Here is a 14,261-nt window from a genome sequence, read left to right as displayed (position 1 = left end):
AGAATGATGGTTTTCTGTTGTAATATTTTCTTCTAGGGTCAATGGTGCATGCGTTCTTGCAGCGCTTAGGCCATTCGAAGGTGACTGAAAAACATGAGCACAATTGCAACACTAATTCTATTGAGTTCTCTTGCGACTCCGTTGCAGAGCCACGGTCGGGATCAGAGCGGGTGGGTGCAGGAGATGGTGACCCTCTACTATTTTCCGAACCCGATCGTTCTGGCTGCGACGCTCAACTCAAACGGGAAAATGGTCAGTCCACTCGATACGAAAACCCCTGACGATCGAGCGGGTGACCAAACAGGGGCCGATGCGAAGAAGCCCAAGTCCGTGGCGGGAGCCTTGGGGGAACACATCGACGCCCTGAACGCCTTGCAACAGAAGCTTCAGGCGGTCGAGGACGCGAAGGTCAGGCTTGTAGCAACGAAGGACGCCGAGGACATAGCCAAGAATAAGCAGTTGGACGCGAACAGTAAAGTAGAGGCTCTCGAGCCAGAGGTTCAAATAGCCCAGCGAAACGAACGCGAGGCTAAAGCAGAAGTCACCGAGGCTGAAGAAGACGTAAGCACACACTCTAATGAACCGCCCGATGAAACTCAAGAAGAACGGGCTGCACGTGAAGCGAAGCTCGAAGATGCCAAGAAAAGGAGAGAACAAAAGGAACAGACGTGGCTAGCGAGTCACCAGCTACTATCAATAATCGAAAAGAACAAGGATGAACTCGCCATCAGGCAGGAGCGGGCGACCTTAGATCTCGAGGGGGCGACGGCGGAAAGGACGGCGGCAGCGACTGCGCTATCGAGCGCGCAGACAGCCCTGAACACTGCCCGGACTTCAATTGCGGACGCGACGAAGGCTCTCAGGGACGCTAGAGAACTGTCACAGATCGAGGCTGCCGGCCGGATGGAGAAGTTCAGCAGGGATCGGGTCGCAGCGAAGTATTGGAAGGCGGAGGCCAAACCTCACGCGAAAGATCCTGTAGAGCGCGTGGAGATCTTCGTCTATCCGGACAGCAGCACTATCTACCTGCGCGGTCTGCCAGAGGACGTGAGGATCGTGAAGGAGATCATCGCCGACTTCGACCGCCCGACGCCGCAGGCACGAATCACGCTGTGGACACTGGAGCTCAACTTGATCGGAAACCGGGGACGGAACGCCCTCTCAGACGCGAGCACGAAGATTGAGGCCAGGCTGACAGAAGCCCGAATGAAGATGGCACGAGTAACGATGCATTTTCGAGCAGCTCTCAATAAGCGGGTCAACAAAATTCAAGCCAGGGCGCTCAAACTGCATCCTGGCTTGGGCAACGGGCCGGACGGTTCGAGGTTCGCCCGGTGCTTCTTCTATGAGCCCGAAGTGGCCTTCCAACTGGGATTGAACTTGTCCGAGGTCGAGAATACGCCCACGTACTACTACTTCACCCGCTGGACGCTCCCGGATCCTGCGGCGTCTACGACGCTAGGGGAGGCGTTGCTCATCTATATGCTGGGAACACCTTACCACCGCGAGGCGGTGATGAACGAGTTCAAGTGCTCCATCGAGAAAGACGATAAGATCCAGCGCTGGAAGAAGAATAATGAGGCGTGGTCTCCCGAACAGTTCATGGAAGAGATCAGCGTCGGGAACTCAACTTCGCCGAAGGCGGGGCTGACAGGTTATCAGTTGGAAGTCCTGCGTGCGCTGAAACGGACCGCTCTGGAGAGATTCATTAAAACGAGTCCGGACATTGTGGGTCTCTATTCGCAGTTCAGCCATTACTTCCCTAGCCTTGCAAGGGACTTCGTGCTGGACATGCCGATAGGTGCTAAACCTAACTACTGGTTTTGCGAACTCTACATCCCAGCTGAAAATCCGAAGAGCACGCCAGATTGGCACCGTGTCCCGCTCGACCGACAGATAGAAGCGGCCGGTATCGCGGAGACGATGGCCTATGTGACACCCGCGCTTCTCTGGTTCAGACAAGAGTTTGGGATCAGTATCCAAGCTATGGCTGGGCTGGGAAGGTATCTGAAGCGAATCAAGGAGAGCTACGAAAGCGTTGCTCGAGTCGACCAAGCAAAAGCCGACATGCTGATCGCAAACGAATTCAGGAAGACATGTGAGGACTGGTTCCGGCGATCGTTCCCAACGGACGAATCGAACGCGCGGATCGCGGCTGCGGACGAGATGCTCAAGCGAATCATGATCAGCCTCGAGGACGATATGCAAAAGGAGTTCGTCATACCTACGCTAGACGGAATCAAGAAGGACTTGATTGGCCCAGGCATCAGCGTCGGCAAGATCGACCGGACTTCGTTGCTCGCCACGAACAGGTACGCGTCGAGGGTGGAGGGCAACGCGTCTGCGGAATTGGACCTGGCCGGGCAAGAGCGCCTGGTGGACGCCGCACTGGCCCTGGCGGATATGATCTCAGCCGCTAACGGCTCGAAAGTGCCGGACATGCTCAGAAAATTGCAAGGTTTCGACCAGGAACCGACGTCGGAATTCTACGCGGTTGCATCGGGCATGCAATTTAAAGTAACGCCGGTGTTCGATCCGACGGGACAGGCGCTGAGGTTCCAGTTCGACTACGTCAAGAACACTAACGTTCTCGACTCCGACGGGACGAACCCATCGCTCCCGCGGATCGACAGCCACACAGCGAGTATGATGGTGCAGATATCGAACATGGAGATCAGGGAGCTGACCCGGTTCGAAACGAACGTGAAACTCGGAGTACCCGAAAAGCGCTGGGGGGGGATCCCGTTCCTCAACAGCATCTATCCGCTCTCGGAGATTCCGATTATCGGCTGGTTTAGCCGGAAATCAGGCAGGGACGCAGTCTCGCAGACGAGCATCATCTTCGTGCAGAACGCAATGTATCCGACGATCGGAGATTTGAGCAACCTGCTCTCATCGGGGTTCGGCGTGCCACCGCTCGGCGGCGGGACTGACTGGATCACACCACATCCAAGAGTGGAGTCGATACCGGAGGAAGCACGAGATGACGGAACAAGAAGAACCTGTGGAGCCAGATAAAGAATATCCGTGGAAACCGATGGTGGCCACCAAAATCAAGCGGCTCAGCCCTTCAAGCCGCAGAGCATGGCAGGCTCTACTCGAAGACAAGGCTAACTATCCATCGGAACTGGTCGGTGTATTGTCAAAAAGCGCTACGCGCGAACTCATTGACAAGACTCGCGCTTTCCGAGAGAAGCATGAAGGAGAATACAAGGAGAAAGCGCGTGAGCACAACATTTTAGTGAAGGATCGCAAACCCACATATCTCTATGACATCGACGTGATCGTGGCCCACGCCGTTTGGCCGGAGTGGCGTGAAAGACGGTTCTTCATGAGTCCGAGCTTTCACGATGCACATTCAACGTCCAGCGTATTGTCCACAGAGGGCGTTGAAGAGGACATCTACGATCTAGAGCGCATAGAGCTACGAGACGGTCTGTTCAAAGCCAATTCGCCAAGTCAGGGGACGGCCGACTTACCAAGTCAGGGGAATACCAAAGATGAGTGATCTTCGCACGAACAGACCATACTTCCTATTGCCTCTGGGTGATGCAGCCTTGCCGGGGGACACCCACATAGTGCAACAGGATATCCTTGGGCACGCGAGTACGCTGCTTGATCCCTACACTGACGTATACGTCATCAGCCACGGTTGGCACAGAAACCTGTTTTCAGGAGTAGCCGCGTACGATCGCCTACTAAGCAGGTTTTCAGTTCTGATGGCCCGGGGGAGACTTGCCAAAAGACCGTCGGTAGCCCCGCCACCGAACTTTCGTCCTCTATTCATTGCCCTGCACTGGCATTCCGATCCAGGGGACGACCGCTGGGTCGACAAGAGTGGCCGTCGTCAAAGGAGTAGCTTCATTGAGAACTGCCGGGAAGAGTTCGACCTCCCTCCGATCAGAACCAGCGGAACCGAAGCCCAGTTCCTCAACGACTTCGAGGACATGTTCGAGTTCATGGCACGGATATCCTCCTCCGAACTAAACGCCTTAGGTCCTGACATCGACGCACTCTCCAAAAATCTAACGGAGGCACTGGAAAAATATCCCATACGTCTCTGGTCTCTGTCTGTGCCGGCCACGACTGATCAGAAGATCTGTAGCCTTTGGAAGTGCTATACCGAAGCGCAGAACAAGGCGTACCTTTCCGACCAGCAAGAAGAGGCTCGCCCCGTAGGCGGTCCCTTCAGGGCACTTCGCACAATCGGTAAGTTCCTGCTCGGAACGTTAGGGCTTGCGGCAATAGTAGCCCTAATCGGAATCCCAGAGATACTGCTTGCCTATGTCGAGACGGCCTGGAATGGGCTGCTCGACTTCACACCGGGCGGATCGGGTTTCGTACTGTGGCAGAAGGTATTGACGGGGCTTGGGCTATACGTCGTTGCAATCGCGGTTTTCGGGCTCTTGCTTTACTTCTGCTGGTATCTTATCTACTACCGTAAGGACTCCGAAAGCCGTCCGCAAGGAAGCCCTCTAATCCCGATCCTACTGTGGGCGCCGTTGCAGCTACTCACTTCACTGCCGATACTCTTGGGTCTGATCGTCACCTTTGTTTTTCGATCTGGACTTGTCTTGGTGGGCTTGGGCCTGTCCATTTATTATGAAAACTGGTGGTGGGTGGGCGGTTTCGCGGTGGTTATCGGATTTATCTCGTTCATATTGTCGATAACTGGGAAAGTCCCTCTGGGGTTATACAGCGAAAAGGCCGCGAGCAAATACTTCAATTGGCGGGACTGGCTTGCGAAGTTTGCGAGAGTTCCTATTCGCTGGCTTCGAAACATGGTCTCAGAAGAATCGGCGGTGATGCGGCTGGCCGAGGCCGTGGACAGCCAGCTTGCGTTCTTTGAAATGCAGCGCAAGGGAGCTGAAGTCGGGCGCGAAGCAGGTGAGTTTCTACTGAACCTCATGGCTGAACTGGCTTCAAATGAAAGTGATGAAGCTGGCCCCAGAATCCACCTTATCGGCCATTCGTTTGGAGGCTTGGTCATTGCAAACGCGGCTCGTGAGTTTGTACGCCTGCAAGGTGCGAAATCATCGACTAAGGCTGTTCTGCAGGACCTGATATTTGTTCAGCCAGCGATGGCGAGCAACTGGTTCGAGCGTGAGAAAGCCCTTATAAATGAAATCAAAGCGCCGGTCTCTTGTGTGTTTTCTGCTTACGATTCAGCCAACGGTTTCTGGTATCCGCTCGCCAACAACGGGAGACTTGCTGCGGGCTACGTCGGTTTGAGCAAAGTTGCTAGTACCACCCGTCTGGGAGAAAGAGGCGTCTTCTCGACGCTTGTTGCGCCACCGCCGTTGCAAGAATTGATGCCCAAACCTCAGCCGAACGCCGTGAATCTCGATGCTAGCCGATTGATCTATGAGGGACCTGTGGTCACGGGCGGTGGACACAGCGATATCTTCAAGGACGACGTCGTATATCTTATATGGTCTGCAAGCCGACTTGAAGCCAAGCCTTAGGCTAAGCGGAATCAATGAGACCGGACGTCGGATACTAGTTTCTGCCGTGTGTCTTCGTCGAGTGATCCCATTCAAGCACGTAGGCAAGGAATCGATGTGGCAGGATCTGAATTGACGGCCGGATCCCGGAGTGTGAGTTCGGGTAGGTTCGACCTGCCTTAGCGGCGTTTTGAAGTGCATTCCGCAGGGGCAGCCAAACAGGGTTCTTAGAACCCCTGAGATCCTCCATGCCGTCCAACCCACACAATGTGGGCGCTAGCGGTTCAAAGTATCGAGCGCCGTTTCGGCATCCGGTGGCCGTCTGTTCAATTCCTGGTCTTGGTTGGCAGTACCAGTCGTTGGACTGGTCATCCACTCGCAGATCTCCAATTTCAATAAGGGCCATAGGTTGAATTACTTAGCGCAATATTTGAAAATTCTGCAAAGTAAGCAAGCCATGGGAACCCAATCGGGGTCTTGGGACTCCGGCAACGGCGGAAGGGGGGTCAAGTCACTTTGCCGCTGCGCAACGTATCGTCGAGAGCCTTAGCAGTGATCCTTCCGCCTGCCCTGATCAGGTGTCCGTAGGTGTCGGCAGTCAACTTGATCGAGCTGTGGCCAAGTTGTTGCTGGATCTTCGCAATGTCGATATTGTTGGCGATCAGCAGGGTCGCAACTGTATGACGAAGACTGTGCGCTGAGATCGGCTCCAGACCAATTTCCTTGCAGAGCGCTTTGAGTTCGTCGTTGAAGTACTTCTGATGCATCGGGCCTCCCTCGGGGCCAAGGACGAATTCCCTTCGTTCCAGCTCCTGAAGAAGCCATAGGAGTGCCGCCTGAGTCCATCGGCCCGTTTGCTCACCGCGCCCTTACTCCCCCGCGAACGGGTTGTCCTCGTCGACCTTCGCCTGCAGCCGCCTATACCCCTCACACGATCGGAACATACAGCGCCCGCACTCCCTCAAATCGTCCGTCAGCGGAAAGTCTTGCTCCATCGCGGCGATGTTCGCTCCTGTCCGTTCCATGCGCTCGAACAGCACGTCGTAGGTCTTCCTCAGGTCAAGGACGACCCTGTCAAGCACGGACTGCTGCACCGGGAACGAATGCATATCCCCGCTCACGGAGAGCCACACGGGCACGAGCCTGATCCTCTCCTGCTGCACGCCCCACTCGTTTATCGCGTACAGCGCGTAGATGTGCAGCTGCATCACGGCCTTCTTCTCCGACAATTCCGTGAGCCTCCCGGTCTTCCAGTCGAAGATCGTCACCTCCTCCTCGGTACGCACGATGAAGTCGTAGCTCGTATACGTCGGCACTCCATCAATGGTCGTCCAGGGGATTCCCTCGCCCTCGGCAGGCGGCACGACGAGCGTCGCGGGATTCTGCTCGAAGATGAATCGCTTGACCTCGCCCTGCTCGAACCGGGCGGTGCACTCGCGCGCCCGATCGCGGACGTCCTTCAGCTCCTGCACGGTCGGCTCGTCGCCGTAATAGATGCGGTCAAGCGGCTGGTATTCGGACCTCGGCCACTTCTGCCTGCTGCGAACCGCATCAGCCCACTTCCGACTGAACGCGATGAAGCCATCGACGTGGTCCGCGGCAACCTGGGGCAGGTCGTCGGGCCAGGGCTCCCCGTTGCGCCGACACCGCAGCGCCGCTGTGATCGCTTTGTCCACAGAACTGCCCGTGATAGTGTTCCAAGGAGCGAGCCGCCCCTCTCTGTGCAGCGCCCAGTGCAGTTCGGTCTTGCCGTGATCAATCTTGTTGACGGCATGCGCGTTGTACCATCGCCGCTCACAGTCGCGGAACCGCCGCATCCCCAACCAGGAGAGGTTGGGGAACAGCGCGTAGCGACTCGTCTCGCCTGGATCCATGAAGATTTATCGCTTCAACCTTACCTAGGAACATTCACAGATCTTCAACCGATCCCGGGACGGTAGAGTCGCTATGGCGAGGCAAATCCTGAGACCCATTGAGTAAAATGAGAGCAAATCCTCGATTGGCTTTCGTGGGTGCTGAGCCGCTCAGTGGATGAAGGAGTAGGTCGACTCAAAGTTGCGCAATATTAAGTCCCGCTGGAATGAGAGACATAGGCAGATCGAGGGGGGCGTAGGCAGCGTTGCTGGCGTGCATGGAGACTTACTGGCACGCGAGAGTTGGGATGTGCTTGAACTACCACATTTCGGCTTTGAGGAGGTGTCAGAATAGACTTCAATCGGCAATAAACCAATGCCTACAATTTTCGTAAAGACAGAGTTTATGGCGAGTACGCTAGCCCACATTCCCCACGTGTTCCCCTCAATTCGTGATCCAAATGAGCGCGTTGTGGTGCTTATTGGGGCCGGGCTTTCGTTTGGAGACGCGCCGTCATCGGCTTGCCTGTTGAAGAACCGACGAAAAAGTGCAGAGACTTTGCTCGGAGTCAGCTCACCGCTTGCAGAAAAGGTAACGTATAAGAAGAGCGATCTCTATAAGTGGGCTGATGACATCATCGATTTACTCAAGAGCAATCTTGAGGACGAGCCGAAACTCAAGCTTGCGGTTGCGCTTGAAGTGCACACCGATCCTGCATTCGGCGCACTGGAGTCGATAGCACCAACTCGAGCCCGACATCGTATTTTGGCGAGATTCGCGAAAGAGGGTCTCCTGGACAGCGTCTGGTCGCTGAACTGGGACTGCCATCTAGAAAATGCAATGTTAAGTGCTGGCATGGACAAAGAGAATCCTAGAGACGACGAGCCCTGGTGCAGCGCCTACGTGACCATTGTCGCTATTAGCGACCTTCCGAAAGCCCATAACAACAAAGTGTTTCGAGTCCACAAGCCGCATGGCTGCGCCCGTGTGATCCTTGACGCAAAGCGAGCACGGGACCGCGATCCAACATCCGCGACAGACTGCGATGAAAGGTTCTTAATAGGCGAGAAGGAACTTAGAGATTTGGTTCCAACGAGCACAGCACAGCTCGGCATCTATGCTCCGCTCATAGCAGACATAAACTCAGGCCACTTGACAATTATGGGATGGTCCGCATCGGAAAAGTACTTCAGGCAACTCATTTGTGACCACATTGGGCGACCGGGAGGACCTGGAATTCAGCCGGAGGACGACTTTACGTGCATCGATCCAGAATGGCAAGTGCCAGGTCACGACCTCTTGTGCGAAACATTCAACACGACGAGACTCAAGGCGCATGTCAAGATTGTAACGGATAGTGCCGGCATGTCCGGAGACAATCTCATGCGTTGGATAAACGCACTTTACGCATTGGATTGCTTGATTTGCTACGCAGACGATGATGACAAAGCCGAACTTGAAGCCCTCCAGGAAAAGATTGAAGACGAAAGAACTGCATCGAAGCGAGTTCTCGACTGGTTCGATTTTTTTCTACCGACTTGGATAAGATATTGCTGGAGGCAGGGTCTTGTGCAGTTCCAGCTTCTTGGGCAACCCGTAGACCCGGCACTATTCAAGATGGGAAGCCTGGAGTATGTTATCCCCATGATATTGAACGGTCGACCGGGTGACGACGTGAGGGCCGCGGCACGTATTCTGGTCACCCAACTTGAGGATAACTCGCTAGAGACATATGACTATGAAACGTGCCCGGGTGCATTCAAGCTAGATCAAGAAATGACAATCCCACTCCCAGCGAATATCGGCGCGAAAGCGAACACACTACTAAGCGACAATGCGCTCCGAGCAGTTTGGAATCCGAGTCTCTCGATGCTCAAGACGATGAAAGTCCTTTTGGTACCCTTCGTTCGGGGCGAACTGGTGAGCGATGATGAAAGACGCCGTGTCAAAGCGCGAGTCGCGGCGATTCAGAAGGCTACCCATCTCTCGGACCCAAGTAGAATTGGAGTCGAAGTCCTAGGAGAATGAGCTGATGAGCAGCACGCTGAATCTAGTCCAACGTGATCTTGACCGCAGGTATGAGGCAAATCTCGGCATTCGCATAGGAGACGGCTTTGGAAAAGACATGGCGATCGATGCGCCGGTGTGGTTGTATCTGAAATCTGAAAACCTCAGCACGACGCTCCCTTCGACTGGCGAATTTGACACGGTCGCACTTCTCGATCCAGAAATCGGCATAATCCACTTCTTTCTTGATTACTCACCTGATGGCGACATTGAGCCAGCGATCATTCGAGCCCTGAATCATCGCTCGCTGCTGACTCGTGAGCAAGGCCTGGAGTCCAAAGACGCATCCAAGGTAGACACAGACGGATCTTGGCGCGTGGTGCTCGTGTGGCTCGTCGCGAACGAACATCGAGATAGCTGGATTGATCGGATCGTGGCGGTTCGTGAGACAAGTGGATTCTCCGAGGAGCTCTCGTTCGACGCCATATTCTATGATCAAGCTGCGCCAAATTCCGCTATTGTCGAACACTTGTTCCCGCGACTCCTTATTACTCTGCGAAAGGTCTTGCTAATGGATGCAAGCGATGAAGCATTGCTTTGGATGAGCGCCGATACGCGTGTCAAGGAAGCACTGATCGGATTCGAGCTTAAGTTCAGTAATCTTGGAGAAAGGAGACTAGCAAGAGACATCGAAAGCTTTATCGAGTCGACTAATTCGGCACAGGATTCGAGCGCGTCATCCCGGACAAGCTATGACACTGCTGCGCAGTTCAGCTCGTTTACAGTCAAGAACTTTCGCTGCATACGTTCACTCCACTTTGATGTCGGGCCATCCCCAATCAAAGGTGCGACCTTCTTTGGCCCTAACGGAACCGGCAAGTCGTCGCTTGCAGAAGCAATGTCTTTGGCGCTATTCGGCCATTCTAATAAATATGAGGACTTTTGCTCTGATAGTCCTTCAGCTGGTTTGGGCACAGGGAATTACGATCAGAAATACCTCGAACAATACATCATACCAATCGACGATATCGATTCATCGCCCACATATGTAATTGGTTCCGGGAATGAAAACAAATTCGTCTTAAGGTCAGATAGCGAATTGGAAACAGCAAGGCTGACGGCAGCTTCCAATATCCTTAGTCAAGAATTGAGCATTGATTTTTTGTATCAGTCCCCCGAAGATGCAGCGTCGAGCGTACTCCGCAATTACTCGGTCATCGCCGACTCAGTTAAGAACCAAGTCGACCGATGGATGAAGGATTCCAATGATGAGCGTCAGCGCTACCTCCGCGACCTTGGCTTGAGCGCATCAATCAAGAGGAAAGGCACTATCTACGACAAGCTGACCGAAATGGCACTGAAGGACAATGCCGCCCAATTTCCGTCAGCCCTAACAGCTTGGCTCGAAAGCCTGTCCAACATAGAAAGCGTCTCCACAGGCAATCTCGAAGAGCAGTTTAGGCAGTGGTATTCAGATGAGCATGTCAAAAGGCTGGCAGGCGATATTGTGGAAGCTCGAAATTCAAGGAGAGATACCAATGCCTACATCGAGTCATGGCTCCAAGACTACCAAGGCCTGATAAGTCGCGCCCAGAAGCTCGTCGATGAAGCGCGGGAACGGTTCGGGCCGATCCACGGCGAGCTGGACGAGGTACTGAGGAACGCCGAAACCTGGGGCAAGTGGCTGGAAAGCCAGCGGTCTAAGAAAGGTATAGAGCGCATGCCTAAAGTCAAAGCGACTACGACCGGTCTGGCAAAGCAACGTGAAGAACTTTCTCGTGTTCGTCGCCAAGGTAGAGTGACGCGTGAACGGATCGCTCACCTCCGGGCTACGATTGCGTTTATCGACGAACATTGGAGGGAAGATCACGCCTCCGAGTGTCCAACCTGCAATGCTGACTATACTCAAACTGGTGGGATCATGGCTCAACTAGAGACTGTGCTATCGCAGACCGAGTCGGAGCTTGAACATCTCCAAGCCACGGCAGAGAAATTAGCGAAAAAAACCGAAACTGCCCAATCCAAGGCCATCGAGTCAGGCGCACCAGAGAATCCGATCGGGACGGCGGATCAAAAAGCAGTCATGAGTGCTCTGCAATGGCTTACTGCTGCATCCAGTGATTTTGAGAGGCTACTTGGCGATGACGACCAGCGGAAGGCCCTCATCGCAACCGCTCAGGCGTTGGAACAGATCCCTGCCGTACCAGAGCAAATCGCGATCACAGAGGAGTTGGTTGAGATGATCGCCAACCGTATTCAAGGGGAATTGAGGGAGGCCGACGAAGTTTTTGAAGAGCCAAAAAACTGGGATGTTGTCTCCAAGCGATTCAACGAGACCCTGAGTGATATTGTGACGAAACACCTGCCGATGACAATACAGCAGCTATGGCATGAGGTCGTTTACTCACTTACTTCAGCCTCATGGGTAAACGACCTAAAGCCTGAAATGAAAGCGGATCGGTATCGTACTGGGCAGATTCTGCGAATTATAACGCGGGAGCGCCTGGCGAAATATATCTTGAACAGATCCGAAGCGCATATCCTTGGGACGGCTTGGTTCATCTCGCAGTACTTACTGCGGGGTCGATTCAATATCCCGCTAATGCTGCTGGATGATCCTGCTCAGGAAATGGATGAGACGACGTTCCGAGAGTACAGCCGCTTTATGGAGTCTTTTGTACGCTTGCATAAACGATCAGGAAGACCTCTCACCCTGATCCATTTGTTGCACCAGGAGTCCAGGGCGATAGCCATCGCTCGCGCGACAGCTACCAACCTGTTCTCGTTCCAATGGCGGGGAGCCGGCGGGTCGAAGATCAACGAAGTAACCGTTATCGACGAGCGGATGGCACCCCAAAGCCCGCTATCGTTGTTTTCCAATTCATAGCGAATTCACGGAAACCGTCGATGAGCGTAAATTTCGGGCCGAGCAAATGGACGTGGCACAGAGTATTCGCTTGAAGTGCTCAATCGCCGGCTACTTTCAGTAGCCCGTCTAGCTTTGCGCAGTCCTTGCACCCATCTCTGCCCTCACGGGGGGAGTCGAGGCGCATGAGGTCGGCGGCCATTTGCAGGAGCCCGGTGACCAGCGACGGGTCGCGCTCGACCGGCTTTATCGTGCACCTGAACCCCATGCGGAACCCGTGCTCCATAGCCGACTCCTTGCTGATGGCATTTTCCTCGGTGGTCTCGGGCTCGAAGTAGAGCAACGCCAGCGAGCTGACCGGCGAGACGCCGTTCTCCTCGCCGATGAATGCGTAGGAGTTGAGCTGCACGTCGTACATCGGCGCGAGAGAGTCCGCGTGCTTGGTGTACCGCGCAGTCTTGTAGTCGGCGATCACGTACGATCCGTCCTTGAGCTGCAGGATGGCGTCGGGCGTACCCCAGATCAAAACGCCGCTCATCGGGTCGAGCCGCTTAAACTTCGTATAGTGCGGTGGGTCGACGTACCGCGCGATGGCACCGAGCCTTTCAATATACGGCGGGAATGCGCCCGTCGTGTCGAATGTGCCGTGCACGACCTTCTTCGTATAGGAGTCGATCGAGCTGAATATCCCTGGAAAGATTTGGAACGGCAGCTTGCTGCCTAGCCTCAGCTTGATCCATCCGCACCGAGGACAGAATCCTGGCAGCGCCAGAGCGCCGAGGTTCTTAGCCGAAATCCTGAATTCCATTTCCTTCGCCTGTCCGGACTCTAGCACACGCTGCATTGATCGCGCACATCACCGCACGAGCTACGCGGCCAACGCGACTCATGGCCTGCGGAAAAACTGTTCCTCCTAACGCTGTTAGGGACAGTGTTTTGTACCGTGCGCACGACACAAGAACGATACCGAGTGATCACGGCCATTTTGAGTTACCCACGCTGTTCATGATTCTTATCGATGAACCAGAATAGTCGAGAGGGCGCGGCGACGAGTTTCAGGTGATTCAAGAAACTCTTCCGGGCTCAGATCGCTCAAGAACCCGTACGAGAGCCGCTGTGGATCAAAGTCCGCATGACTCTTGCCAGCTTCGTGTTCTTGCAAGTGATCGTCGAGGTCCGAGAGCCACGTTCGGAACTTTGGCACTTTCTTCGCAACGTCTACGATCGTCAATCCACTTCGCGATTCGTAAGCTTCCGGGAGACTTGTAAAAGCCTCCCCCGTACCCAAGGGTGCCGCAGCTCTTTGAATTCGCTTCAACCGATCTTCGCACCACTGGCGCATCGAGCCTTGGTCTAGCGAGCCGGTATATCCATGCTTTGAGATAGACCTGTTGATCCTTGTACTTAGGCTGATGACCAGCAACCAGTAGCCAAACGGAAGCAGCGCAACGAGGATTGTTAACGCAGCACTGACGAATCCACCAGGCAAGTCATCCGGTGCAACAGCCGCTGCCCTGATCAATCCAATAACAGGAAACCCCTGAAGGACCATAAGCACGAAGTAAAGCGTTGCAGAAAGATCGCGGTCAGCAATTGCCGGACTAATTTGAATCGCGATGAATGAAACGACGGCGAGCGAAATCCACAGAATAACACTGTTCCCAAGCCGCCCTTTCGCTATGTAGAGATCTTCGATTCTCCGAATACTGGAAGCGGTTAGCTCATGCTCCGGCGAATGAGAGGCACTGTCCGCCATGACCCAAGGTACCTCATCGGTCACAATAAATGACCATCGTTGAAGTCAGGCTAATTGTGTGCCTCGCGCTGGAGAAAGACACGCCCACAAGAGAGCCGAACAGCTGATCAAGATCCTTGCCGCTGCCAGGGCGAAGCGCGGCCTGTCGCAGCGAGAAGTTTCCAGAATGCTCGACCTCCACCCGGCCACGATCGGCAAGATCGAACGCGGGGAACGCAATCTGACGATCACAGAATTTTTTAGTATTTGCGCATGCCTAGATATGCCGCCTGTAGACGTGCTGAAACAGATATAGACCCGGGCTCCGCCGCGAGGCTCGTGCGCAGAAGGGCTT

The 14,261-nt window shown here is 54.4% G+C and carries 10 protein-coding genes; 6 read left to right on the top strand and 4 right to left on the bottom strand.

Features of this window, described 5'->3' with window-relative positions:
- Nucleotides 1–93: 93 nt before the first annotated feature.
- The 3 genes from IH944_02710 to IH944_02700 all read left to right on the top strand — a co-directional run bounded on the left by IH944_02710 (nt 94) and on the right by IH944_02700 (nt 5,465).
- Complete coding sequence (locus tag IH944_02710; protein MCH7903461.1) at nt 94–3,018, top strand: hypothetical protein; 2,925 nt, start codon at nt 94–96, stop codon at nt 3,016–3,018.
- A complete protein-coding gene (locus IH944_02705) occupies nt 2,984–3,508 on the top strand; it encodes a hypothetical protein (GenBank protein MCH7903460.1) in 525 nt (174 codons plus the stop codon). The genes IH944_02710 and IH944_02705 overlap by 35 nt, the downstream gene beginning before the upstream one ends.
- A 211-nt stretch (nt 3,509–3,719) precedes the next feature.
- The gene (locus IH944_02700) at nt 3,720–5,465 is read left to right on the top strand and encodes a hypothetical protein (GenBank protein ID MCH7903459.1); all 1,746 of its coding nucleotides are present in this window, start codon (nt 3,720–3,722) and stop codon (nt 5,463–5,465) included.
- Nucleotides 5,466–5,950: 485 nt separating this feature from the next.
- On the opposite strand, the gene IH944_02695 is transcribed toward IH944_02700, so the two are convergent.
- Together IH944_02695 and IH944_02690 are read right to left on the bottom strand one after the other, a co-directional pair.
- Complete coding sequence (locus IH944_02695) at nt 5,951–6,211, bottom strand: tyrosine-type recombinase/integrase (protein MCH7903458.1); 261 nt, start codon at nt 6,209–6,211, stop codon at nt 5,951–5,953.
- A gap of 102 nt (nt 6,212–6,313) precedes the next feature.
- A complete protein-coding gene (locus tag IH944_02690; protein ID MCH7903457.1) occupies nt 6,314–7,318 on the bottom strand; it encodes a PD-(D/E)XK nuclease family protein in 1,005 nt (334 codons plus the stop codon).
- A 508-nt stretch (nt 7,319–7,826) separates the two neighbouring features.
- Here IH944_02690 and IH944_02685 point away from each other — a divergent pair.
- Together IH944_02685 and IH944_02680 are read left to right on the top strand one after the other, a co-directional pair.
- Nucleotides 7,827–9,326, top strand: coding sequence for a hypothetical protein (locus IH944_02685; GenBank protein ID MCH7903456.1), 1,500 nt, complete (start codon nt 7,827–7,829; stop codon nt 9,324–9,326).
- A 4-nt stretch (nt 9,327–9,330) separates the two neighbouring features.
- Entirely contained in the window at nt 9,331–12,192 is a 2,862-nt protein-coding gene (locus IH944_02680; GenBank protein ID MCH7903455.1) for an AAA family ATPase, read from the top strand.
- 79 nt (nt 12,193–12,271) lie between these two features.
- Here IH944_02680 and IH944_02675 read toward each other — a convergent pair whose 3' ends face one another.
- Both IH944_02675 and IH944_02670 read right to left on the bottom strand, forming a co-directional pair.
- Nucleotides 12,272–12,979, bottom strand: a complete 708-nt coding sequence (locus IH944_02675; protein ID MCH7903454.1) for a PD-(D/E)XK nuclease family protein — start codon at nt 12,977–12,979, stop codon at nt 12,272–12,274.
- A 204-nt stretch (nt 12,980–13,183) separates the two neighbouring features.
- The gene (locus tag IH944_02670) at nt 13,184–13,927 is read right to left on the bottom strand and encodes a hypothetical protein (GenBank protein ID MCH7903453.1); all 744 of its coding nucleotides are present in this window, start codon (nt 13,925–13,927) and stop codon (nt 13,184–13,186) included.
- A gap of 58 nt (nt 13,928–13,985) precedes the next feature.
- Here IH944_02670 and IH944_02665 point away from each other — a divergent pair, with 58 nt between their 5' ends.
- Nucleotides 13,986–14,222 carry a helix-turn-helix transcriptional regulator gene (locus tag IH944_02665; GenBank protein ID MCH7903452.1) on the top strand — a complete coding sequence of 79 codons (237 nt, stop codon included), beginning with the start codon at nt 13,986–13,988 and terminating at the stop codon, nt 14,220–14,222.
- Nucleotides 14,223–14,261 lie beyond the last annotated feature (39 nt).

The organism is Armatimonadota bacterium (assembly GCA_022563855.1).
GTDB lineage: Bacteria > Armatimonadota > Fimbriimonadia > Fimbriimonadales > Fimbriimonadaceae > JADFMN01.
Note: the sequence above shows the minus strand (reverse complement) of the source record. Positions and strands in the feature narration are given on the sequence as shown.

Excerpts from the sequence above, each read along its gene's own strand:
- IH944_02710 (MCH7903461.1), top strand. The coding sequence starts at position 94 with ATGAGCACAATTGCAACACTAATTCTATTGAGTTCTCTTGCGACTCCG.
- IH944_02705 (MCH7903460.1), top strand. The coding sequence starts at position 2,984 with ATGACGGAACAAGAAGAACCTGTGGAGCCAGATAAAGAATATCCGTGG.
- IH944_02700 (MCH7903459.1), top strand. The coding sequence starts at position 3,720 with ATGGCCCGGGGGAGACTTGCCAAAAGACCGTCGGTAGCCCCGCCACCG.
- IH944_02695 (MCH7903458.1), bottom strand. The coding sequence starts at position 6,211 with ATGCATCAGAAGTACTTCAACGACGAACTCAAAGCGCTCTGCAAGGAA.
- IH944_02690 (MCH7903457.1), bottom strand. The coding sequence starts at position 7,318 with ATGGATCCAGGCGAGACGAGTCGCTACGCGCTGTTCCCCAACCTCTCC.
- IH944_02680 (MCH7903455.1), top strand. The coding sequence starts at position 9,331 with ATGAGCAGCACGCTGAATCTAGTCCAACGTGATCTTGACCGCAGGTAT.
- IH944_02675 (MCH7903454.1), bottom strand. The coding sequence starts at position 12,979 with ATGGAATTCAGGATTTCGGCTAAGAACCTCGGCGCTCTGGCGCTGCCA.
- IH944_02670 (MCH7903453.1), bottom strand. The coding sequence starts at position 13,927 with ATGGCGGACAGTGCCTCTCATTCGCCGGAGCATGAGCTAACCGCTTCC.